Genomic DNA, 23,274 nt, shown 5'->3' with positions numbered 1-23,274 from the left:
ACGTGTCGCGCGGGCGGGCCCCGCACGGAAGAGAACGGAGCCGCACCATGGCCGAGCCGAGCCGGCTCGCGGAGGATCCTCAGCTCCTGCTGCTGCACGCGGCCGGGCTGAACCGGGCGAGCTGGGACGCCGTCGTCGAACGCATCCCCGGGTTCGCCCGGACCCTCGCGATCGACCTGCCCGGCCACGGCAGCGTGCCGGGGCTCGCGTGCGACCGGGACGTCGTGCCGAGGCTCGCCGAGTACGTCGCGGAGCGGATAGCCGCGCTGGGACTGCGCCGGCCGCACGTGGTCGGGCACTCGCTCGGCGGGGTGATCGCGCTCGAACTGGCGCGGCGGGTGCCCGTCGCGGCGGTGACCGCCCTGTGCAGCATCGGGTTCCGGGCGGCCAGCCACGCCTCGATCTGCGTGGTGCGGACCCGGGCGATCCTGCGGCTGACCGCCGCGGTGGGACCGAGGACACGCGGGCGGCTGCTCACCAGGGGAGTGGTCCGCAGGATGGTCATGGGCAGCGTGTCGGCCCGGCCCGCGGCACTGCGAGCGGAGGTGGCCGCCGCCGACGTGACGTCGATGATCACCAGTGACCTGTCCGCCCTGGCCGGGTCCGCGGGGCTCTACTCGTTCCGCGGTGACGCCGCCGACACGACGCCGGTGAACCTCGTGTGGGCCGACCAGGACCGCGTCGTCCCGTTGCGCGACGCGCTGCGGGCCCGGCAGGTGCTCCCCAGGGCGCAGCACTTCGTCATCCCCGGCAGCGGTCACTTCGTCGTACGCGACGACCCGCACGGCGCCGCTGCCGTCATCCATGCCTGTCACACCCAGGTGCTGCGGGAAAGGCAGGCCGAGAATCGCAGAGGAGCCCGCGGAAATGTGAACCCACGGCGCGGTAATTGAGCTGGCAATTCGGCCCCGCACATCCGTCGGGGCGGGAACTGTTGACCGACCGGACGCGACTACTGAGGTACCCGCACCCGGGACCACCGCTCAGAGGAGTGCGAATGAAAATCACCCCGCAGGCTGGAAAGAAGTTCGGCGTGATCGTGGAGGGTTTCGACGCGGAAACCGCCTCGGCGCAGGACATCGTCGAGCTGAAGAAGGCCATCTACTCGAACAAGATCGTCGTACTGAAGAACCAGGACCTGTCGCCGCGGCAGTTCCTGGCGCTCGGCCAGCGGCTGGGCCGGGTCGCGGAGTACTACGAGCCGGTCTACCACCACCCCGAGGTGAAGGAGGTGTTCGTCTCCTCCAACGTCAAGGAGGAGGACGGCCGCCAGATCGGGGTGCCGAAGACCGGCAAGTTCTGGCACTCGGACTACCAGTTCATGCCACGCCCGTTCGACATCACCATGATCTACCCGCAGGTCGTGCCGTCGAAGAACCGCGGCACCTACTTCATCAACCTGGCGACGGCCTACGAGCAGCTCTCCGAGGAGCTGAAGCTGGCCGTCAAGGACACCACGGCGACGCACAGCGTGCTGCGCTACTTCAAGATCCGGCCGACCGACGTCTACCGGCCGATCTCGGAGATCATCGACGAGGTCAACGCGAAGACCCCGCCGGTGACGAGCCCGCTCGCGTTCCCGCACCCGCACACGGACGAGACCCTGCTGTACATCAGCGAGGGCTTCACGCTGTCGGTGCAGGACGCCGAGGGCAACGACCGGCCGGAGCTGCTCACGGAGCTGCTCACGGCCACCGGCCAGCTCGACCGCACCTACGAGCACGAGAACATCCACCTCCAGACGTTCGAGAAGGGCGACATGCTCCTCTGGGACAACCAGAGCCTGGTCCACCGGGCGCTGCACACCGCGACGCCGGAGCCGGCCGTGTCCTACCGCGTCACCGTCTACGACGACGTGGACGCCGCTTAGTCCCTCACGGACGTTCGATCCGCGGTGGGATCCGACGGCGTCGACCGTCGGATCCCACCGGTGTCCACATCGCACGAGGTCGGAGAGGCATGACGTGGCAGATCAGTTGACGGCGGCGACGATCAGGGCGGACGTCGCCGAGTTGCTCCACCGTCGCCCGGACGAGTGCTTCGACACGGAGGACCTGTTCGACTGCGGCCTGGACTCGGTGCGGTTGATGACCCTCATGGAGCGGTGGCGCGACGCCGGGGCCCGGGTCAGCTTCGTCGAGCTGGCGGAGCGACCCACGGTGGAGCACTGGGTGAAGCTGCTGGTGGGCCAGGATGACTGAGCCCTTGCCGTTGGGCGCCGCCCAGGAGGGCATCTGGACCGGCCAGCAGTTCGACCCCGACAGCCCCGCCTTCAACACCGCCGAGTACGTGGAGATCCGCGGCCCGGTCGACCTGGGATCGCTGGAGGCGGCGGTGCGCGGGGCGGTCGGCGAGGCCGAGGCGCTGAACGTCGTGTTCGAGGAGGACGCCGACGGGCGCCCGTGGCAGCGCCCGCGCGACGACGGGTCGTGGCCGGTGCACCTGGTCGACACCAGCGCCGAGCCGGATCCCCGCGCCGCCGCGACGGCCTGGATGCGCGCGGACCTCGACACCCCCGTCGACCTGCGCAAGGACCCGCTGTTCCGGCAGGCGTTCCTGCGGCTCGGCCCGGAGCACGTCCTCTGGTACCAGCGCGTGCACCACATCGCCCTGGACGGCTACGGGCTGTCCCTCGTCGCCCGCCGGGTGGCCGAGCTGTACACCGCCCTCGTCGAGGGGCGTGAGCCGCCGCCGCGTACGTTCGGATCGCTGGCCGCCGTCGTCGACGAGGACCGTGCCTTCGCGGACTCGGACCGGTACGTCGCCGCACGCGAGCACTGGACGTCGCGGGCGCGGGACAGGGCGGCGCCGGTGGTGCTCGCCCGCCGCAGCGGGAAGCTGGCGCGGACGGTGCTGCGCGCCACCGCCGACCTCGACGCCGCCGGCGTCGACACGTTGAAGGCCGTCGCCAAGGCCACCGGAACCACGTGGAGCGAGACCCTCGTCGCGGCCTTCGCGGCGTACCTGCACCGGATGACCGGCGCGGACGAGTTGACGCTCGCGCTGCCCGTCATGGCGCGCCTCGGCTCGGTGTCGCTGCGGGTGCCGTGCATGGTGACCAACGTCGTGCCGCTGTGGGTGCGCGTCGAGCCCACCGCCACGCTGGCGGAACTCGCCGGCCAGGTGGCGGCGGAGCTGCGGGCCGGGCGGCCGCACCTGCGCTACCGCTACGAGCAGCTGCGCCGCGACCTGCGGATGGTCGCCAGCGAACGCAAGCTGTTCGGCCCGTCGGTCAACATCATGCCGTTCGACTACGGCCTGCGCTTCGCCGGGCAGCCCGCAGTCGTGCACAACGTCAGCGCCGGGCTCGTCGAGGACCTGGTGGTCCACGTGTACGACCGGGCGGACGGCAGCGGCCTGCGGATCGTCCTCGACGCGAACCCCAACTGCTACGACGACGAGGAACTCACCGGTCACCTGACCCGGTTCCTGGCCTTCCTCCGTCGGGTGACCGACGCCCCCGACGCGCCGGTCGCCGACGCCGACCTGCTGCTCGACGGCGAGCGCCGGCTGCTGCTCCAGGAGTGGAACGACACGGCCCGGCCCCTGCCGGCGGTGACGGTGGACGCGCTCTTCGCGGCCCACGCCGCCGCGACCCCGGACCGGACGGCGCTGGTGGCCGGCGACGCCACGCTCACCTTCGCCGAACTCGACCGCCGCGCCGACCGCCTCGCCCGCCTGCTCGTCGCGCGGGGGGCGGGACCCGACCGGTACGTGGCGCTCCTGCTGCCCCGCACCTCGGAGGCGATCGTGGCGCTGCTCGCCGTGCTCAAGGCCGGCGCCGCGTACGTGCCCGTCGATCCGGACCTGCCCGCCCGGCGGGTCGCGGCGATGCTCGCCGACAGCGCACCCGTCGTGCTGCTCACCACCGAGGCGCTGTGGGCCGGCCACCGGCAGTCGGAGGTCCCGGTCCTGCTCACCGACGCCGCCGCGACCGTCGCGGAGCTGGCCGGGGCGCCCGACGCGCCCGTGCCGGACACCGGTCACGCGCCGCAGCACGCGGCCTGCCTCATCTACACGTCCGGCTCGACCGGCGTGCCGAAGGGCGTCGTGGTGGAGCACCGCGGGCTGGTGAACCTCTTCCACCACCACCGCGACACGATGATCCGGCCCGCGGCCGGCGGCCGGGTGTGCCGGGCCGCGCTGTCCGCGTCGCTGTCGTTCGACACCTCGTGGGAGGGGCTGCTGTGGCTGCTCGACGGCCACGAGCTGCACTTCGTCGACGACGACCGGCGGCGCGACCCCGCCGCGATGCTCGACTACGTCGACCGGCACGGGATCGACTTCATGGACATCACCCCCACGTACGCCGAGGAACTGGTGGCGAACGGCTTCCTCGACGCCGGCCGGCACCGGCCCGCCGTGCTCGCGCTCGGCGGCGAGGCCACCGGCCCCGCGCTCTGGGCGGCCCTGCGCGACGCCGGCATGACCGTCTACAACCTGTACGGCCCCACCGAGTGCACGGTCGACACCCTCTGGTGCCGGCTCGCGGAGAGCGCCGAGCCGATCGTGGGCCGCCCGCTCAGCAACACCAGGGCGTACGTGCTGGACCCGGCGCGCCGGCTCGTGCCGCCCGGCACGGTGGGCGAGCTGTACTTCGCCGGGGCGCCGGTCGCCCGTGGCTACCACGACCGCCCGGAGCAGACCGCGGAGCGGTTCGTGGAGGACCCCTTCGGGCCCCCGGGCGGCCGGATGTACCGCACCGGCGACCTGGCCCGCTGGCGGCGCGACGGCACCCTGGAGTTCCTCGGCCGCGCGGACGACCAGGTCAAGATCCGTGGCTTCCGCATCGAACCGGGGGAGATCGAGGCGGTCCTGCTCGCCCACCCCGCGGTCGCCCAGGCGGCGGTGGTGCCCCGCGAGGACGCGCCCGGTCAGACGCGGCTCGTCGGCTACGTCGTGCCGGCGGGCGACGCCGCGCCGGAGCCCGCCACGCTGCGGCAGTTCGTGGCGCAGCGGCTGCCCGACTACATGGTGCCGCCCGCGTTCGTCGCGCTGGCGGCGATCCCGCGTACCACGAACGGCAAGCTCGACCGCGCGGCGCTGCCCGCGCCGGACCTGACCGCGACGGTCGACGGCCGCGCGCCGCGCGACCACCGCGAGGCGGTCCTGTGCGGTCTCTTCGCCGAGCTGCTCGGCCTGCCGGAGGTCGGCATCGACGACGACTTCTTCTCGCTGGGCGGGCACTCCCTGCTCGTCGCCCGGCTGATGGGCCGCGTGCGCGCGGAGTTCGGCGTGGAGATCGGCATCCGTACGGTGTTCGAGGCGCCGACCGTCGCGAAGCTCGCGCCCGCGCTCGCCACGGGCACCTCCGGCGGCTCCACGGCGGTGCTGCTGCCGTTGCGGACGCGGGGGAGCGGGCCGCCGCTGTTCTGCGTCGCGCCGGCCACCGGGCTGGCGTGGTCGTACGCCGCGCTGCTGGGGAGCCTGCCCGACCGCCCGGTGTACGGGCTCCAGTCGGTCGCCGCCACGGACTGCGCCAGCGTCGCCGAGCTGGCCGCCGACCACGTGCGCCGCATCCGCGAGATCCAGCCCGTGGGGCCGTACCACCTGCTCGGCGCGTCGTTCGGCGGACTGGTGGCCCACGAGATGGCCACGCAGCTCGCGGAGTCCGGCGAGCCGGTGGCCCTGCTCGCGCTGCTCGACTCGTACCCGGTCCCGGCCGCCTGGCGGGAGCTGCCGCCGCCCGGCGAGCACGACGCCGCCGCCGCGGTGCTCGGCCAGGCCGTCCTCGGCGGCCTCGACGAGGCGCAGCGTGGCCTCGCGTACGACGCCTTCGCGCGCAACTCGCGGCTCGCCGCCGGCTGGACGCCCAGGCGCCTCACCGGCGACGTGCTGGTCCTCGAGGCGGCCGCCGGCAAGACACCGGACTGGCCCGGCCCGCAGAGCTGGGAGCCACACGTCGACGGACGCATCGACGTGCACCGACTCGACTGCACCCACGACGGCATGCTCGCCGCCGGTCCCCTGGCGCGGGTCGGCGCCGTACTCGCACCTGTCGGTGACCTTCGGAGGGCAGCATGAGCGAACGGCGTGAACGGCTCGGACTCGGCGCGGTCCTCGCGGCGACGTTCATGACCCAGGTGGACGGGTTCGTCGTCAACGTGGCCAGCCCGTCCATCCAGCGCGACCTCGACGCGGGCTTCGACCAGATCCAGTTCGTCGGCGCGGCGTACGTGATCGCGTTCGGGGCCCTGATGGTCACCGGCGCGCGGCTCGGCGACCGGGTGGGGCAGCGCACCGTGTTCCTCTGGGGCGTCGCCGGCTTCACGGTGACCTCGCTGCTGTGCGGCATCGCGCCGGACGCCGACCTGCTCATCGTGGCCCGCTTCCTGCAGGGCGCCGCGGCGGCGTTCATGGCCCCCCAGGTGCTCGCGATCATCCGGGCCACCGTGCCGGACCCGGACCGGCTGGCGAGGGCCATCAGCGTCTACGGCGTCGTGATCGGCCTCGGCGTGATCAGCGGCATCGCGGGCGGCGGCCTCATCGTCGAGGCGGACATCGCGGGCCTCGGCTGGCGGCCGGCGCTGCTCGTCAACGTGCCCGTCGGGATCGCGATCCTGGCGTTGGGCGGGATCCTGCCGCGTACCGTGCCGAAGGCTTCGCAGCGGCTCGACCTCGCGGGCGCGGCGCTCACCGTCGTGGCGGCGCCCGCCCTGCTCGTACCGCTGGTCTTCGGGCCGGGCGGCCCGGCGTGGCTGTGGCTCGGGGTGCCGGTCGCGCTCGCCGTGGCCGTCGTGCTCGTGAACCAGCAACGGCGCCTGCACCGCGAGGGCGGCAACCCGCTGTTCCCGCCGCGGGTCGTCACCGCCCCCGGGATGCGGCTGTCCCTGCTGACCGTGCTGGCGCTGTTCGCTACGAACTCGGGGCTCTTCCTCGTGTTCACCTACTACCTGCAGACCGGGCTGCGCTTCACGCCGCTCACCGCGGCGCTGATGTTCGTGCCGCTCGGGATCGGCTTCTCGCTGGGCTCCGCGGCGAACCGGCGGGTGGGGCGCCTCGTGACGACGCCGACCCCGGTCTGGGGCTGCGGCCTGCTGGCCGCCGTCCTGCTGGCCAGCGCGGGGGTCGTCCAGGCTCCCGAGTCCGCGCAGGCTCCCATGCTCGTCGCGGTGGTCACGCTGGCCGGCTTCGGGCAGGGCCTGGTCGTCTCGCCCCTGGTGGCCGGGATCCTCGGCCGGGTCAGGCCCGCCGAGGCGGGCGCGGCGTCCGGCATGGCGACCACCGTCACGCAGTTCGGCCTGGCGCTCGGGGTCGCCGTCGCGGGGGTCTGCTACCGCACCGTGCTCGGCGCGACGCCCGGCGACCCCGGCGTGCCCTTCGCCGACCACGCGACGGCCTTCGCGGTCACCGCGCTCCTGCTCGCGGCCTCCGCGACCTGCGCCGGCCTGGTCAGTGTCCGTCTGCACCACCTGCCCAAGCCCACTGCCGCGGCAGCGGAACCGGAAGGGGCGGCGGCGCCGACGCCCGTCGCCACGTCAACTGCTCGGAGGACCGGATGAAACTCAAGCGATTCCCCCTCGCGGCGGCGGTCGCCGCCCTGCTGTTCTCGACGGCCTGCACGGCGGCCAGGAGCGAGGCCGACCTGTCGAGCGAGGTGCCCAAGGCCGGCTACCCGGTGACCATCACCAACTGCGGCAAGAAGTACACCTACGAGCAGGCGCCGAACCGCGTGGTCGTGATGAACGGCGGGTCGGTCGCGGAGGTCTCCGCGCTGCTGGAACTCGGCGTCGCCGACCGGATCGTCGCCAACGCGCAGTCCTACGGCGCCTCCGAGGTCGAGGGCCGGGTCGACGCGATCAAGAAGCTGCCGACGGGCAACATCAAGCTCAACGACATGTCGGACATCCCGCGCGAGGCCATGATCGGGCTGACGCCCGACTTCGTGCTCTCCACCTACGACGGGGGCTTCCGCGCCGAGGCGGGCTTCGCCACCCGCGACGACCTCGCGGCCGTCGGGGCCAACACGTACGCCCCGAAGAGCTCGTGCGGCGAGGTCGGCACGGTCTCCGGTACGCCCACCGTCGAGGACAGCTACGCGCTGCTGCGCGACCTCGGCGCGATCTTCGGGGTGTCCGAGCGGGCCGAGAAGATCATCGCCGACTCGAAGGCGCAGATCGCCGCCGTCGGGGCGAAGACCGCGAACCTGCCGAAGCAGAAGGTCATGCTGATCATTCCCGGCATGGCGATGGGCGGAGAGTTCAGCTCGGTCGGCGGCAAGGGGATCTGGAACGACATCATGGCCAGGTCGGGTGCGGTGAACGCCTTCGAGGGCGCCACCGACCAGATGTTCGCCAACCTCTCCCGGGAGCAGGTCGCCAAGGCCGACGTGGACGTCCTGCTGGTGGTGAACTACATGTCGAAGGATCCGGACGCGGACGCGAAGAAGCTGCTCGCCCAGTTCCCGCAGTGGGACGCGGCGAAGAACAACCGCTACGTCGTGTTGTCCGACTCGATCTACCTCGGCCCCAGCAACCACCTCGCGGTCGCCAAGATCGCGCAGGCCGCGCACCCCGAGGCGTTCTGAGCGCCATGACCACCCTGTCGCGTTCCACGAAGGGTCGGGTGGTGGCCGCGTCGAAGCCCACCGCCACCCGGCCGGCCCCACTGCACGGCGCGCCCCTCCCGCTGTGCCTGCTCGTGCTCGGCGTACTGCTGGTCGTCCTGGTGCTCGTCGCGGCGGCCGTCGGCTCGGTGCCGGTCTCCATCGGGGACACCGGCCGGATCGTCTGGGCGCACCTGACCGGGTCGACCCCCGCCGTGGACCCGGCCCACGACCAGATCGTCTGGACCTTCCGGATCCCACGGGTGCTGCTGGCCGCGCTGTGCGGTGCCGGGCTCGCGGTCGCGGGCGTCGTGCTGCAGGCCCTCGTGGCCAACCCGCTCGCCGACCCGTTCATCCTCGGGGTGTCCGCGGGCGGCTCGGTCGGCGCCGTCACCGTGATGGCGCTGGGCGCCGGCGCGGCCGGCGGACTCGGCGTGTCGGGCGCGGCGTTCGTCGGCGCGATGCTGGCGGTGGCGCTGGTCTTCACCCTCGGGCAGCAGAACGGCCGGTTGAATCCGGTCCGGCTCGTGCTCGCGGGGGTCGCGATCAGCTACGTGTTCACCTCGCTCACGAGCCTGCTGCAGTTGCAGACGACGCCCAACAACATGCGCCAGATCATGTTCTGGCTGCTCGGCAGCGTCGCGGGCGCCCGCTGGGAGCAACTGCAGGTCGCGGGCGTGGTCGTCCTCGCGGTGACCCTGCTGCTGACCCTGTACGCCCGGCAGTTCAACGCGCTCGTCACCGGCGACGAGTCGGCGACCGCCCTCGGGATCGACGTCAAGCGACTGCGGATCGTGTCGATCGTCCTGACGTCGCTGCTCGCGGGCGTGCTGATCGCCGTGGCCGGTGGCATCGGCTTCGTCGGGCTGATGGTGCCCCACCTGGTTCGGCTCGCGTTCGGCGTGGACCATCGCCGGGTGCTGCCCCTCGCGGCCCTCGTCGGCGCCGTCTACCTCGTGATCGTCGACCTGCTGTGCCGGACGGTCGACCCGCCGAACGAACTGCCGCTCAACATCCTGACCGCCCTCTTCGGCGCACCGTTCTTCATCTGGCTGATGCGCCGGGATAGGAGCCTGTCCCACTCATGAAGCTTCAGGTGCAGCAGGTGTGCGTCTCCATCGGCGCCACGCCGATCCTCCGCGACGTCAGCATGGAGGTCGCGCCCGGCGAGGTCGTCGGCCTGATCGGCCCCAACGGCAGCGGCAAGTCCACGCTCCTGCGGACCATCTACCGCTCGGTCCGGCCCGCCGGCGGGCAGGTGCTGCTCGGCGACGAGGACGTCTGGTCCCTGTCGGCGCGGGCGGCCGCGCGGCGGACCGCCGCCGTGTTGCAGAACAGCCCCACCCCGCCGGGCCTGACCGTGCGGGAGGTCGCCGCGCTGGGGCGGACGCCGCACAAGGGGGTCTTCGACCGCGAGACGGCCGACGACCACGACATCGTCGTCGACGCGCTGGAGCGCACCGGCATGCTGGGGCACGCGGACCGCATCTACGGCTCGCTGTCCGGCGGCGAGCGGCAGCGGGTGCTGCTCGCCCGGGCGCTGGCCCAGCAGCCGCAGCTCCTCGTGCTCGACGAGCCGACCAACCACCTGGACATCCGGGCCCGGTTCGAGCTGTTGGAGCTGGTGCACACCCTGGCCGTCACCACGCTGGCGGTGCTGCACGACCTGGACCTCGCCGTACGCAGCTGCGACCGCCTCGTCGTGCTGGACCGCGGGGAGGTGGTCGCGTCGGGGCCGGTGCTGGAGGCCCTCACGCCCCAGGTGCTGTCCGGGGTCTTCGGGGTCACCGCCGAGACGGAACGCCACGACGACGGCGTCGTCCGGGTCACCTACGGTGCCCGGCCGCTGGCCAGGACCGGCTGACCCGGGGGATGAGGCGGAGCTGCCCGCCGCCCGGCCGGACCGGCCGGGCGGCGCCTCGACGGGTACGCGTCTCGGCGTACGCGCCACACGTGCGTGCGCCTCGACGCGCCGTGCGCCTCACGTGCGTGTGTCCCGAGGTGCGGCCGGCACGCGCGGCACGCCGGTCGCCCGGTTCCACCGAATTCTGGTCCTCGGCGATGAGGCCGGCTGGACCGCCACTGGAAGCCGTTCATTCCCGCACTTCGCGCGGCTACCGTCGATCCATGTCGGAGTCACTGGGAGAAAGCGCGGTCACGGCCCTGGCCCTGGCCGTCGGACGGGGCGACCGCTCCGCGGCGGACCCGTTCATCCGCAACACGCAGCGTGACGTCTGGCGCTTCCTGGTCTACCTGGTGGGGTACGCCGACGCCGAGGACCTGACCCAGGAGACGTTCGTGCGCGCGCTGGGCGGGGCGCACCTGTTCACCGGGCGCCACCACGCGCGGGCCTGGCTGCTGGCCATCGCGCGACATGTGGCCGCCGACCACTTCCGCGCCGCCGCGAGCCGGCCCCGGACCGTGTCCGTCCACGACTGGCAGGCCACGGTGGAGCGCTCCGGGGGACACCACCTACCCGGCCTGGACGACACCGTCGCGCTCAACCTCGCGGTGCGTACGCTGCCCGCCGGCCGCCGCGCCGCGTTCGTGCTCACCCAGGTGATCGGGCTCGGCTACGCGGAGGCGGCCGAGTTCTGCGGCTGCCCCGTCGGCACGATCCGCTCCCGCGTCGCCCGGGCCCGCCGCGACCTCGTGTCGGTGCTGGCGCCGGCCCCGCGGCCGCGTCCGGCGCTCCCCGGGTAGGTTGACCGGCACGCCCCGATGCCCCGCGTCAAATGTCCCTACTAGAGGATATGACGTGACGGTGGCAAATGTTCCCTAGCATCGACTAGGACCCTTTCGCGCCGCAGCGGCCAGCAGTATGCGGCTTGACGACCGTCATTTTTATGTGGAAAGGTCGTCCCTCAAGGGGGAAGGTGTCCCTAGGACACGTCGCAATTCACGGTCGGGAATCTGTTCAAAAACGTTTGCGTTGCGTAATAACTCCGTGGGCTGCGGCGCCCCGTCGGCGTCCGGACGGCCGCACGAGGTTTCGCGCGGCCGACGAGGACCATTCCCACCGTCGGGTCGACCAGTGGGGAGAGTGTGTCGTGGTTGTTGGACCGACGCCCGTTACCGGGCATCGCGGCCGGCGGGGGGCCGGCCGGACCGGGTGCGGGGCAGGTTGGCCGCTGGGCGTACGCCGGCTGCGCTAGAACACACGAGAGCGCTGCTGCCGTGAACCTCTCCGTCACACCAGGGCGCTCAGCATCGCGAGGGGCCGCGCCGCTGCCGGCGCCCCGGCTCGCGATGGGCGTCGTCGCCGCCGTCTTCGCAAGCATCAGCCTCATCGGCTTCCTCCACGTCATGTTCCTGCCGGTCGGTCCGGTCGCCATCGCGCTGTCGTTCACGTGCATCGCGGCCCTGATGGCGATGCAGCTGCTGTGGTACGGCCGGGACAACGGCCGGCTGCGCACGCCGCTCGGCTACGGCGTCCTCGCGACCCAGGCGGCGCTGGTCTACCTGCCCATCCTCGCGTTCGGCCAGGCATGGGTCGGCATGCCGGGTTTCCTGGCCGGCAGCGTCCTGCTCGTGCTGCGCACGGTCACGGCGTGGCTGGCCTTCAGCCTCATCGTCGCCTCCATGGCCGTCGCCCAGTGGCTCTTCACCCAGGCGCCGATCGACATGCTCTACACCTCGATCTCCACGGTCACGACGGGACTCGTGGTGTACGGGCTCTCCCGGCTGACCGCCCTCGTCGTCGAGGTGCAGGAGAGCCGCGCGGAGATCGCCCGCATGGCGGTGCTGCGGGAGCGGCTGCGGTTCGCCCGCGATCTGCACGACCTGCTCGGCTACAGCCTGTCCGCGATCTCGTTGAAGATCGAGCTCGTGCACCGGCTGATGGAGAAGTCCCCGCAGGAGGCGAGCGACCATCTGTTGGAGATCCTGGAGATATCGCGGGTCGCTCTCTCCGACGCGCGCACCGTCGCCAGCGGCTACCGCGAACTGTCGCTGGAGGAGGAGTGCCGCTCCGCGGTGTCCGTGCTGTCCGCCGCCGACATCCAGGCGCGGCTGGACAGTGACCACCTCGACCTGCCGGTCCAGGTGAGCACGGTGCTCGCCACGGTGCTGCGGGAGGGGGTGACCAACATCCTGCGGCACAGCAAGGCCAAGCGCTGCGACATCACCATCCGCCAGACCCAGGACGACGCCTGGATCGAGATCGTGAACGACGACCTGGCCGTCGGGCCGCCCCGGGACCCGGGCAGTGGCCGCAACGGCCTGCGCAACCTGGCCGCACGCGCGCAGGAGATCGGCGGTTCGCTGACGGTCGAGCAGCAGCCCGAGCTGTTCCGCCTCCGCGCCGAGGTGCCGTTGCGGCTGCAGCGGCACGGGGCGACCCGGTCACAGCCAGCCGGCCTCCCGGGCGACCCGGATGGCGTCGACGCGGTTGCGCGCGGCGAGCTTGTTGACGATCGTGGTCAGGTAGTTGCGGACGGTACCGACTGACAGGAACATCTGCGCCGCGATGTCGACGGCCTGGAGACCTTCCGCCGTGAGGCGGAGGACCTCGGTCTCGCGCGCCGTGAGCGGGCACTCCGCGCTGTCCCAGGCGGCCATCGCGAGCTGGCTGTCGACGACCCGGCGGCCGGCGGCGACGCTGCGGATGGCGTCGACGAGCTGCTCGGTCGGGGCGTCCTTCAGCAGGAAGCCGGTCGCCTTGGCGGTCAACGCCCGCCGCAGGGTGCCCGGCCGGCCCAGCGCGGTCAGGACCAGGGTGCGGATCTGCGGCAGGTGGGCCTGGATGTCGGCGATCGCGGAGAGCCCGTCCTTGCCCGGCAGGTCGATGTCGATCACGGCGACGTCGGGGCGGAACCGCTGCGCCATGGGCAGGATCTCCGTGCCCGAGGCGACCGCGGCCACGACCTCGATGTCGGGCTCCAGGTTGAGCAACGCGACCAGCGCATCCCGGACCATGTGCATGTCCTCGGCCAACAACACCTTGATCAACGTGGCATCCCCTGTCGGGCCGGCGCAATTAACCCCGTTCTATCACGCGCCCGCACAGGTCTTGAATGCTCTTTTGGCAGCCGTACGCGAAGTGACGCCAAGCCATTTGCCGCAGGTTTCGGTCGATTTACATTCCGTGTACGCCTAAGTACTCCTCGTTACAGGAAATGTCGTTTTCGGGTAGTCCGATGGCGAATTCGCCGACGCCGACCTCCGCCGGCCAGTCGAGCCCGAACGCCGAGGCGGAAACCCGGGCGTCGCCCATGGTGAGCGCGCACGTGGCGAGCCCGAGCATCGTGGCGACGAGGCAGAGCGTCTGCTGGAGCATGCCGACGTGCTTCAGGGTCGTGGCGTAGGCGATGCTCTCGTACACCCAGGACAGCCGGCCCGCCCGCGCCGTCATGGTGATCAGCACCGGTGGGGGCCGTCGGCCGCCGACGGAGACCCGGGCGTTGTCGAGCAGCTCGTCGACGTCGGCCGGGCTGGCGTTGACGAGGGTCAGCGCGTGGTCGGCCGGGCTGTAGTGGTAGATCCCGCGCCGGAGGTCGGGGGAGCGGTCCACGGTCAGGTACAACTCCAGCTCGTACAGCGAACCCGCGCTGGGGTACGGACGCCGCGTCACCGTGTACCGCACGTTGTCGGGCGCCGTGGCCACCGTCTGCATCCGGATCCGCGCCGCGTGGAACAGCAGCTCCCCGAGATCCCGGGTGGACGGCGCCGCCTCGGCGAAGGTGTGGGTGGAGCGGCGCCGGTCGACGGCCTCGGTGAGGGTCATGCCGTGCGGGACCGGGACCGGGGGCCGGTACATCGGGATCCGGGGCCCGGCGGGCGCCGGCTTCACGGCGGGCGGCGGCGGCACGGTCGCCACGTGCCGGAACGTCGCCCCGGCGGGCTCGTCGTGCGTGCCGAGCCTGCTGCGCGAGTGGAACAGCAGGTCGTACGGCGACCACGTCCGCAGCGTCGGGTCGGTGTCCTCGGGGAACCCCGACGTGCCGGCCTCACCGACGACGACCATGCCGGCGCCGACCAGGTAGGTGACGACGTCGGCCACCACCGGCGGCGCCAGCCCGACCTTGCGGCCCACCTCGGCGATGCTCGTCGCGCGGGGCAGCCCGCCGAGCACCAGCGCCGCCTGCGGCCGGTGCAGCACCACCCGGTGGTGCGACAGCGGGGACTCGATCACCAGCTCGCCGTCGCGCTGGTGCGCGAACGCGAACCGGGACAGCCTGACGGACCGGTCCTCGGCCACCTCCGGCAGCTCCAGCACCCCCAGCGGGGACACCGGCTGGACGGACAGCAACGGCACCGGCGAGTCCCGCGAGCCGAGCGAGCGGACCACCCGGCCGGGCAGCCGGTCGAAGACCGCCCGCAGGACGGGCGCGTCCAGCCCGGCGACGTTGCCGAGCGCGACCGGCCCGTAGGTCATCCGGTGCAGGACCTCCTCGACCGCGGGCGTGGGCCGGCCCACCGGGACGTCCCCCCAGCGGGAGAGGATCGTCAGAGTGCCGTCCTCGGCCGTCTCGATGGTCACGTCGTCCCGGAAGGACCACAGCGACAGGCTCGGGCCGGGGCGGGACGTGTCGGCGTCGGATGGCAACCTGGCTCCTCGACGGGCGTGGCGGTGACGCCGCGTGCGCCCGTTCTACACGAAAAGTGGTATCGGGTTGAGTTTCTCGTACTCCGTGGGACGGTCGAGCCTGCCGAGCCGCACCGGGACGTCGAACAGCCTGCCCGGCGCGAACCTCGCCCAGAAGCCCCGCATCCCCGGCACGATGGCCTTCACCACCGGGAGCCCGACGTCCGGGCGGGTCTGGTCGAGCACGAGCACGTCGAGCCCCAGCGCCTCCAGCCTGTGTTGCACCGAGCGGACGTCGGACAGCAGGTCGTCGGTCGGGGTGTGGTGGTAGTCGGTGAGACCACGTGCCGGCACCCCCGGATCGGGCCGCAGGTAGGCGTCCCCGGCCCAGGTGGCGGTTCGCCACCACCGTACGGCGTCGGGATCGGACCAGCCGTACCTGTCGTCGTCGGTGCCGACCTCCGCCACGGTCGGCATGAGCTGGTTCATCTCCGTCAGCGCGCGGACCAGCGCCGCCCGGGGGTCCGGATGGGTGCCGAAGCCGAACATGATGTCCTCGCAGCGCTTGTCGGTGCGTCGGGACAGCGCGGCCATGGTGGGGATGCCGACGTCCGACGACACGTCGAGGACCCAGACCTCGCGGTGCAGGCCCGCGTAGACCTCCCGCAGCTCGTCGATCCAGCGGTCGCGGAAGCTGTCCAGGTCCACCGCGGGGGCCTGCGTGCGGTTGTACCACCAGAGCGCCACCGCGTCGCGTTCCACCACCTCCAGCAGGCCCTGGAGCAACGCGTCCTCCAGGCTGCTGCCCGCGGCGTTGCCGTTCGAGTCGGCGCACAGCGTCGTGCCGCCGTGCTGTGCCGGCACGTTGAAGTAGAGCATCGAGGTGGGCAGCAGGCGGTGCCGCTGGCCCGTGAGCGACCACACCGGGGTCCAGCTCGTGACCGCCTGCTCGTCGAACGGCGCGCACACGTACTGGAACGGCGAGCAGGTGGCGTTCCAGCGGGCCCGGTCGGCGTACTGCCGCTCGTCGAACAGCAGGCAGTCGTCGGGGTGGACGGCGGAGTCGGCCAGCTCGGCGTAGCTGCCGGTGACCATGGCCTCGTCGCCGTGGAAGTAGGCGCTGTGCCGCTCGACGGCCTCGCACAGCGCGCTCACCTCGGCGTGCAGGGCGGTGACGCCCTTGCCGCCGTTCTCGGCACGCAGCGCGAAGCGCATCTGCTCGGCGTTCCTGCGGGTGGTCAGCGCGAGGTTCGGGCCGGAGCGGAAGGAGTTGAAGAAGGCAGGGCCGCGCCCGTCGCGGGTGATCTCCTTGACCACCCCGCTGACCGGGCTCACCAGGTGCCCGTAGTCGTGCAGCACCCGCTCCGGCGGCAGGGCCCGGTGGCTGCCCCCGGAACGGGACGCCTTCGGCCGGCTGCGCAGCGGCACCGGTCGGAACGCCCGGTCGCGCTCGATGCCGGGGTCGCCGCACCCGGGGCACTGCGGCCGGGCCCGGACCTCGTGGTGGGCGCCGCGCAGGGTCACGCTGTCCAACGTCCACACCGCCCGTTGTCCCTCGTGCCGCAGCCCGGCCGTCCACTTGACGGCCTCCAGCGCCACCAGGTGCAGGGCGGCGGCACCGAGCGGGGGCAGCGACACCGGTGGCGTGCCGATCTCCGTGTCGGGACCGATGGCGCGCAGGCGGGTCTCGGCCTGACGGTGGCCGCGCAGCCGGTGCGCCAGGCAGTGCCAGCAGCCCGTCGCGGCGGCCGGCTCGAACACCGGCCCCACCCACACCTGTGCGCCGCCGGGCTTCGCGAGGAGCCAGGGCCGACGCGCGGCGCGGTGCGCGGCGTCGACGGCAGCCAGCCCTTCGTCGAGGTAGTCCTCACAGAGCACAACCGACAAGTCGGCGGGCGAGGCCGAAAAGTTCCCGGGAACCTGCGTCACCGTCAACCCGGCCGCGCGCAGCGCGTCCGCCGCCGCCCCGGTCTGCGCGGAACGGCCGCCGACGCGGACGAGGTCGACCCGGGCGGTGGCGCCGGCCCGTACGGCGGTGGCGGGGTCCAGTCCCGCCGACTCCCAGTACGCGAGCGCGGGCTCGTCGGCCCCGGCGTCCGGCGCGGGCCGCAGCGTGACCAGGCCGGCGTCGACGAGCCGGCGGACGACCGTGCCGATCTCGGCGGACGACATCCCGGCAGGGCTGTCCCGGACGAGTTCCGCCAGGCCCCGGGTGCCGTCGAGCAGGGGGGCCAGGGCCTCGACGTGCGTCCCGCTGACCGAGGTGGCCCCGCGCTCGGACAGCAGGTAGACGGCGTCGCCGGGCACCACGTGGGCCCGCAGGTGCCGCTTGAACCCGACGCGCAGTCGCGCATCCTCGTCCGACATGCTGCCCCCTGCTCGACCAGTGCCGCTCCAGCGACACTCCAGCGACACTCCAGCCCAGCCTTCCGGCAGGGCACGCCCCGGGCAAGTGCCGTCGTCACATGCTGCCCCTCGTTTGGTCACGCCCGACCATGACGCGGTCACTATCGGCTCGACCCTGGCTTGGAATAGCGTGGAAGCCTGTCCTGACTCCCCCTGGTCGAATCGTCGCTCCCGTCACGGAACCCGTGCGCCGACAGCACTCGTCGGCGGTGGAAAGTGCGGCGGATCCGACTGATAGCGAGGTCGGCAAAATGATTACCAAGTTTGCGGAACTGGGATCGATGTCGCACGAGGAGAAACTGACTCTCCTCGCCGCGCTGCTGGAGTCGGCGGCCGACGCCGTACCGGAGGTCCGGCGCCCCGAGCCACCGCCGGTCGTGCCGCCGCGGCACCCGGCGGGGAACCCGCTCGCGGGACTGCGCTTCGAGCTGCTCGGCCCGCTCGTCATCCGGCACGACGGGGCCGACATCGCGCCGAGCGCGCCGAAGCTGCGGCTGGTGCTGTCCGCGTTGCTGTTCAACGTCAACCAGCCGGTGGGCGCGTCGGTGCTCGTGCGGGAGCTGTGGAGTTCGGGGGCGCCCCGCACCGCCCACGCAACCCTGCAGACCTACATGTTCAAGGTGCGCAAGCTCTTCCGCGGCGTGGTCGGCGGGTCCGTCGAGGACATCGCGCGCGACGTCCTGCTCACCTGCTCCGGTGGCTACTCGCTGCGGGTGGACCCGAAGCAGCTCGACATCGTCGAGTTCGACGAGCTGGTCACGGCGGGCACCGCGGCGATGCACGCGGGTGACTACGAGCAGGCGGGCGCGCACCTGCGCCGGGGACTGGCGCTGTGGCGCGGCAACGTCGTGCACCAGGGCCAGTGGGGCCCGCAGCTGCGCGCCCAGGCGGCACGGCTGGAGGAGCGACGGTTCTACGCGCACACCACCAGGATCGACGCCGACCTGTGCCTGGGCAGGCACCGGGAGGCGACCTCCGAGCTCGCGTCGCTGGTGGTGGAGCACCCGCTGCACGAGTCGGCGCACACGATGCTGATGCTCGCGCTGCACCGCTCCGGGCGTACGCCAGCCGCGCTGGAGGTCTACCTGCGGTTCCGCCGACGGATGCGGGGCGAACTCGGCATCGAGCCCTCGGAACGGATCCAGGCGCTGCACCTGGCGCTGCTGTCGACCGACCCGCTGCTCGCCGACCTGTCGCTCACCTCCGACATGCTGCTGGACCGGCTCGTCGGCCGGGCCCGTCAGGGGCGTCGACTGAGTTCTTCCGCTGTTACCGGGTGATGGACCGACCGCGATTACCTTCAATTTCGCACTCGTGCGCGAAGGAGGAATAGCAATGACCACATCGCCGGTGAAGACCAGCACGCCGATCGGGCGTGCGACATTTGCCAACGACCCGGGACTGCTTTCGGACGTGCTGCGCCCGTACGCGAGGCCGAAGACCCAGTACCTGAAGTCGGCGACGGTCACCGTCGCCAACGGGCTGGCGAGCGCGGAGGGCGAGTTCGCCATCCCGTACCCGTGCTACATCGACGACACCGGTCACCTCAACTCGGTCGAGGTGAACATCTGCTTCAACCAGCTCATGTACTACCTGATCGCCAAGTGCGTCCAGGACCGGGCGGTGCCCGCGCTGGCCGCGTGGACGATGGACGACTACTGGGCCAAGCAGCTGCCGGACATGCTCATCGCCAACTTCACCAGCAGGTTCCGGCGGCCGATCGACTCGTCGTCGTTCCACGGCGAGGTGGCCTTCGCCGAGTTCAGCGAGCGCAACCGCAGCAAGCCGGTCCAGATCATCGACATGCCCTGGCGCTTCTGGGACACCCAGGGCGGCGTGGCCGAGGGCGAGGTGCGGATGGCGCTGGTCAACCCGCCCGGCATGCGTTTCCAGGCCGACGCGGCGTGAGCCGCCGCCACCCGTACGCCCACTGAGGAGGACCGGTGACTGTTCAGTTGCGCACGCTCGTCGACGTGGTGCGCCGGCACGCCGCCCAGCAGCCGGACGTCGTCGCCATGGTCTGCGAGGGCCGGCGCGTCGACTACGCGACCCTGCACCGCGTCAGCAACCAGGTCGCGCGCGGTCTGCAGGCGGCGGGGCTGCGTCCGGGTGACCGCATCGCCTATCTGGGCCGCGAGTCCGAGCACTACTACGAGCTGCTCTTCGGCGCCGCGAAGACCGGCGTGGTGCTGGTGCCGATCAACTGGCGGCTGGCCGCCGGCGAGGTCGAGCACATCCTGCGCGACTCCGGCGCCGCCCTGCTCTTCGTCGACGCCGACTCGGCCGCAGTCGCCGAGAAGCTGGCGGCGGAACTGCCGACGCTGACGCGGGTGGTCGGGCTCGACGAGCCGGGCGCCGCCGGCGCCGGCTTCACCGCCTGGGTGTCGGCGCAGCCGGACGCGAACGTGCTGGCCAGGGTCACCCCCGACACGCCGCTGGTGCAGATGTACACCAGCGGCACGACCGGGCTACCGAAGGGCGTCGTCCTCGCGCACCGCAGCTTCTTCGCGGTACGCCAGGCGCTCGCCTCGGCGGAGCTGGACTGGATCGACTGGCGCGAGGGCGACGTCAGCCTCGTCGGTATGGCCGGCTTCCACATCGGCGGCCTGTGGTGGGCCACGCAGGGCTTCGTCTCGGGCGTGACGAACGTGGTGATGCGCGAGTTCACCACGGCGGGCGCGGTCGAGCTGATCAGGACGCTGCGCGTCACCACCGCCTGCCTGGTGCCCGCGATGCTGCGGCTGCTGCTGGCCGAGCCCGGCGTCTCGCGGGAGGACTTCACCTCGCTGCGCAAGGTGGTCTACGGCGGCGCGCCCATCTCGGCGGCCCTGCTCGCCCGCTGCGTCGAGGGCTTCGGCTGCGAGTTCGCCCAGATCTACGGGCTCACCGAGACCGGGAACACGGCCATCTGCCTGCCCCCGGCCGACCACACGCCGGACAGCGGCCGGATGCAGGCGGCCGGGCGCCCCTACCCGGGCTTCGAGGTCAAGGTCGCCGACGGGCAGGGGAACCCGCTGCCGCCCGGCGAGATCGGCGAGGTCTGGCTGCGTACCCCGGCGGCGATGGTGGAGTACTGGAACCTGCCGGAGGCCACGGCGAAGACGCTCGTCGACGGCTGGGTCGTGACCGGGGACGCCGGCGTGCTCGACGACGACGGTTACCTGTTCATCCGGGACCGGATCAAGGACATGATCATCGTGGCGGGGGAGAACGTCTACCCCGCGGAGGTCGAGCACGTCATCGGCCGCCATCCGCTGGTCGCCGAGTCGGCCGTCGTGGGGGTGCCGGACGAGCGCTGGGGCGAGGCCGTGCACGCGTTCGTGGTGCCGGTCGAGGGCCAGCAGCTCACCGAGCGCGACCTGGCCCTGCACCTGCGCGGCAAGCTCGCCGCCTTCAAACAGCCCCTGCACTACGAGTTCATCGACCGGGTGCCCCGCAATCCCAGCGGCAAGATCCTGCGCCGCGAGCTGCGCGAGCGGTTCTGGCAGGGGCACGAGCGCAGGGTGAGCTGACCGTCCGTCGGTCTGGACGACGCGCCGGTGGCCGGGGGAACTCGCGCACGCGCCCCCCGCGGCGGCCAGCAAGCGCCGCGCCCACACCCGCGACACCGCCCGCCGTGGCGGCGCACCCGTTCCGTCGCGCCGCCGGCCCCCGGCCGGCGGCGCGGTCTGTCGCCGGCCGGCCGCTGCGAGCGAGTCCCTCGCCGCCGCCCACGACGGCACCGGCTCCTCCGCGTCGCCGCCCGGCCAACTCACCGCGATCGGGCCGGACGTCTCGGTGGTCACGTGGCCGGCGGGCAGCGGCGGGGCGATCGCGCCCGCGAAGGGCCGGCGCGGCGCGGCCGCGGGCAGCCTGCTGGCGAGACCGAGGTCGCCGGAGCCGCGGCAGCTCGATCGCGTCGGCGGCGGCGGGGAGCTGGCCGAACCAGGCGTGCACGGGCGGCATCCACAGCACCCGGGTCGTCCTCGTCGTACCCGTGCCGGCTTGGCCGCGCCGGCGCCGGCGTTCACATCAGCCGGGCCAGCTCGGCGTCGTCCAGGGCCGGGTCGAGCGGCACGGCGATCCCGCCGGCCCGCACGACGGCGAGGACGGCCTCCACCGCGGCGACGCCGTCGAGCAGGACGACGACGCGGTCCGCCGGCCACACGCCGGGATCGGCGAGGTGGCCGGCGAGGTGGGCCGTCCGGGCCGCCAGGTCCGCGTGGGTCACGCTCCGCCGCGAATCGGCGTACGCGACCCGCGTTGCCGGGCCGGTCGACGTCGGTCCGGAGTGGACCGGTTCGCGGCACGGCGCAACAACCCCGGACCGGACTGCGGGTGCGCTGCCGGCCGGGGTGGGTAGAGCGCTCAGACCGTGACCGGGAGGGAGACGAGTGCGGGCACCAGCGGCGTACGCCTGACCCTCAGCGACTCCCGGGGCGCGGCGAGCTTGATGTTCGGGAAACGGGTGAACAGCTGGCGCAGCGCGATGGTCGTCTCCATCCGGGCCAGTTCCGAGCCCGAGCAGAAGTGGGGACCGCCGCCGAACGCCACGTGCGCCTTGTCCTCGCGGTCGATGTCGAGCACCTGCGGTTCGGGGAACCGCTTCGGGTCGTTGCCCGCCGCGGTCAGGTGCAGCAGCACCGTCTCGCCCTTGGCGATCTTCGTGCCGTCGATCTCCATGTCCTCCGTGGCGAAGCGGCGGAAGCCGTGGTGCACGGAGCCGTGCTTGCGCAGCAGCTCCTCGACGGCCACGTCGAACAGGTCCGGGTCCTTGCGGAGCCGTTCCAGCGTCTCCGGGTCGTCCAGCAGCGCCAGCGCGCCCCGGCCGATCATGCCCGCGGTGGTGTCGTACCCGCCCAGCATCGTCAGCAGGGCCAGGGCCATCACCTGGTAGACGTTGAGCTCGGGCTCCCCGTCGGCGTTCTTGGCGTGGATCCAGTAGGAGAAGAGGTCCTCGCCGGGCTCCTTCGTCTTCTCCTCGCGGACCATGTTCATGAAGTGCGACATCTTCGTGCGGACCATCGCGTTGGTCTCGTTGTCGCCGCTGAACACCAGGTCCGCCCAGTGCTTCAGGTCCTTGCGGTACTCCTCGCGGATGCCGAGCACGTCGCAGACGATCGTGATCGGCAGGATGGCCGCGTAATCCTCGACCAGGTCGCCACCGCCCGCCGCCTCGATCGCGTCCAACCGGGCCTCCACCAGCTGGTGCACCCGGGGGCGGAAGGTCTCCAGGTTGCGGGGCAGGAAGGTGAAGTTGATCATCTTCTTGAGCCGCGTGTGCTCCGGCGGGTCGAGGGTGACGATCGTGCCGGTCGCCTCGCCCTCCGGGAAGCGCTTGCTGGTGAAGTCGCCGTTGCTGTATTCGCGGGGCCGCGCGAGGCGCCGGTCGCGCAGCGCGGAGTAGACCTCGGCGTGGCCGGTCACCAGCCACACGGGACCGTGGTCCTCGAGGCAGGTCCGGTGCACGGTGCCCTTCTCGTGCAGCGACGCGTAGACCTCGTACGCCGCGTACGGGCTCGCGAAGTAGTCGTCGTCCATCAGCATCTGATGCCCGTGTGCCGGGCACTTGTTCGCCATGTCGTCCTCGCTGTGGTCGCTGAGCAGGAATCGCCGCCGGCCTCCGGTGCGTCAGGCGTGACGGACCGCGCGCGTCCATGATGTTGCCCGCTGACGGTCCACCCTCGGGTAATCGTGGAGGCGATCGTGGCTGGTGTGGGGGATGGATCAGTGGGCCAGTACGGGGATCTGGATTTTGGCGTCGTGTTCGAGGATGCGTTGTTGGAGTTGTTGGAGGTCGCGGCCGGGTTCGAGGCCG

General features: G+C 72.3%; 18 protein-coding genes. 13 read left to right on the top strand and 5 right to left on the bottom strand.

All coding sequences use genetic code 11. The annotated features are described in order from the left end of the window. Nucleotides 1-47 precede the first annotated feature (47 nt). From V6U77_RS23535 to V6U77_RS23490, 10 genes are all read left to right on the top strand, one after another. Nucleotides 48-893, top strand: coding sequence for an alpha/beta fold hydrolase (locus V6U77_RS23535; protein ID WP_334608802.1), 846 nt, complete (start codon nucleotides 48-50; stop codon nucleotides 891-893). Nucleotides 894-997: 104 nt separating this feature from the next. Further along, the gene (gene scoE, locus V6U77_RS23530) at nucleotides 998-1,870 is read left to right on the top strand and encodes a (3R)-3-[(carboxymethyl)amino]fatty acid oxygenase/decarboxylase (RefSeq protein WP_334608800.1); all 873 of its coding nucleotides are present in this window, start codon (nucleotides 998-1,000) and stop codon (nucleotides 1,868-1,870) included. Nucleotides 1,871-1,964: 94 nt separating this feature from the next. Next, nucleotides 1,965-2,201 (top strand): phosphopantetheine-binding protein, encoded by a 237-nt coding sequence (locus V6U77_RS23525; protein WP_334608798.1) that lies wholly within the window; start codon nucleotides 1,965-1,967, stop codon nucleotides 2,199-2,201. Beyond that, nucleotides 2,194-6,024: an amino acid adenylation domain-containing protein gene (locus V6U77_RS23520; protein WP_334608797.1), complete on the top strand. Its 3,831-nt coding sequence runs from the start codon at nucleotides 2,194-2,196 to the stop codon at nucleotides 6,022-6,024. Before V6U77_RS23525 ends, V6U77_RS23520 begins: the two co-directional genes overlap by 8 nt. Continuing rightward, the gene (locus V6U77_RS23515; protein WP_334608796.1) at nucleotides 6,021-7,502 is read left to right on the top strand and encodes an MFS transporter; all 1,482 of its coding nucleotides are present in this window, start codon (nucleotides 6,021-6,023) and stop codon (nucleotides 7,500-7,502) included. Before V6U77_RS23520 ends, V6U77_RS23515 begins: the two co-directional genes overlap by 4 nt. Continuing rightward, nucleotides 7,499-8,527 (top strand): ABC transporter substrate-binding protein, encoded by a 1,029-nt coding sequence (locus V6U77_RS23510; protein WP_334608795.1) that lies wholly within the window; start codon nucleotides 7,499-7,501, stop codon nucleotides 8,525-8,527. The genes V6U77_RS23515 and V6U77_RS23510 overlap by 4 nt, the downstream gene beginning before the upstream one ends. Before the next feature lie 5 nt (nucleotides 8,528-8,532). Further along, nucleotides 8,533-9,633, top strand: a complete 1,101-nt coding sequence (locus V6U77_RS23505; protein WP_334608794.1) for a FecCD family ABC transporter permease — start codon at nucleotides 8,533-8,535, stop codon at nucleotides 9,631-9,633. Next, on the top strand, nucleotides 9,630-10,409 hold the full coding sequence (locus tag V6U77_RS23500) for an ABC transporter ATP-binding protein (protein WP_334608793.1): 780 nt from the start codon (nucleotides 9,630-9,632) through the stop codon (nucleotides 10,407-10,409). The genes V6U77_RS23505 and V6U77_RS23500 overlap by 4 nt, the downstream gene beginning before the upstream one ends. A gap of 263 nt (nucleotides 10,410-10,672) precedes the next feature. After that, a complete protein-coding gene (locus V6U77_RS23495; protein WP_334608792.1) occupies nucleotides 10,673-11,248 on the top strand; it encodes a sigma-70 family RNA polymerase sigma factor in 576 nt (191 codons plus the stop codon). A gap of 546 nt (nucleotides 11,249-11,794) precedes the next feature. Continuing rightward, nucleotides 11,795-12,994: a histidine kinase gene (locus V6U77_RS23490; protein ID WP_334608791.1), complete on the top strand. Its 1,200-nt coding sequence runs from the start codon at nucleotides 11,795-11,797 to the stop codon at nucleotides 12,992-12,994. Here the strand turns inward: V6U77_RS23490 and V6U77_RS23485 are convergent. The 3 genes from V6U77_RS23485 to V6U77_RS23475 all read right to left on the bottom strand — a co-directional run bounded on the left by V6U77_RS23485 (nucleotide 12,890) and on the right by V6U77_RS23475 (nucleotide 17,438). Further along, nucleotides 12,890-13,486 (bottom strand): response regulator transcription factor, encoded by a 597-nt coding sequence (locus V6U77_RS23485; protein ID WP_442934490.1) that lies wholly within the window; start codon nucleotides 13,484-13,486, stop codon nucleotides 12,890-12,892. The genes V6U77_RS23490 and V6U77_RS23485 overlap by 105 nt on opposite strands. 136 nt (nucleotides 13,487-13,622) lie before the next feature. Further along, nucleotides 13,623-15,092, bottom strand: coding sequence for a SagB family peptide dehydrogenase (locus V6U77_RS23480; RefSeq protein ID WP_334608789.1), 1,470 nt, complete (start codon nucleotides 15,090-15,092; stop codon nucleotides 13,623-13,625). Between the two features lie 45 nt (nucleotides 15,093-15,137). After that, on the bottom strand, nucleotides 15,138-17,438 hold the full coding sequence (locus tag V6U77_RS23475) for a TOMM precursor leader peptide-binding protein (protein WP_334608788.1): 2,301 nt from the start codon (nucleotides 17,436-17,438) through the stop codon (nucleotides 15,138-15,140). A 290-nt stretch (nucleotides 17,439-17,728) separates the two neighbouring features. On the opposite strand from V6U77_RS23475, the gene V6U77_RS23470 reads away from it, so the two are divergent. Genes V6U77_RS23470 through V6U77_RS23460 form a run of 3 tightly spaced genes read left to right on the top strand, consistent with a single transcriptional unit; the run spans nucleotide 17,729 to nucleotide 20,989 of the window. After that, entirely contained in the window at nucleotides 17,729-18,757 is a 1,029-nt protein-coding gene (locus tag V6U77_RS23470) for an AfsR/SARP family transcriptional regulator (RefSeq protein ID WP_334608787.1), read from the top strand. A gap of 55 nt (nucleotides 18,758-18,812) precedes the next feature. Further along, nucleotides 18,813-19,385: an FcoT family thioesterase gene (locus V6U77_RS23465; protein ID WP_334608786.1), complete on the top strand. Its 573-nt coding sequence runs from the start codon at nucleotides 18,813-18,815 to the stop codon at nucleotides 19,383-19,385. Between the two features lie 35 nt (nucleotides 19,386-19,420). Then, nucleotides 19,421-20,989 (top strand): fatty acid--CoA ligase, encoded by a 1,569-nt coding sequence (locus tag V6U77_RS23460; protein ID WP_334608785.1) that lies wholly within the window; start codon nucleotides 19,421-19,423, stop codon nucleotides 20,987-20,989. A 494-nt stretch (nucleotides 20,990-21,483) separates the two neighbouring features. Here the strand turns inward: V6U77_RS23460 and V6U77_RS23455 are convergent, their stop codons facing one another. Both V6U77_RS23455 and V6U77_RS23450 read right to left on the bottom strand, forming a co-directional pair. Beyond that, nucleotides 21,484-21,828 carry an AMP-binding protein gene (locus V6U77_RS23455; RefSeq protein WP_334608815.1) on the bottom strand — a complete coding sequence of 115 codons (345 nt, stop codon included), beginning with the start codon at nucleotides 21,826-21,828 and terminating at the stop codon, nucleotides 21,484-21,486. Then, entirely contained in the window at nucleotides 21,825-23,036 is a 1,212-nt protein-coding gene (locus V6U77_RS23450) for a cytochrome P450 (RefSeq protein ID WP_334608784.1), read from the bottom strand. The genes V6U77_RS23455 and V6U77_RS23450 overlap by 4 nt, the downstream gene beginning before the upstream one ends. Between the last annotated feature and the right edge of the window lie 238 nt (nucleotides 23,037-23,274).

It is taken from the genome of Micromonospora sp. CPCC 205546, assembly GCF_036902715.1.
Lineage (GTDB): Bacteria > Actinomycetota > Actinomycetes > Mycobacteriales > Micromonosporaceae > Micromonospora.
This window is presented reverse-complemented; position numbering and strand designations above follow the sequence as displayed.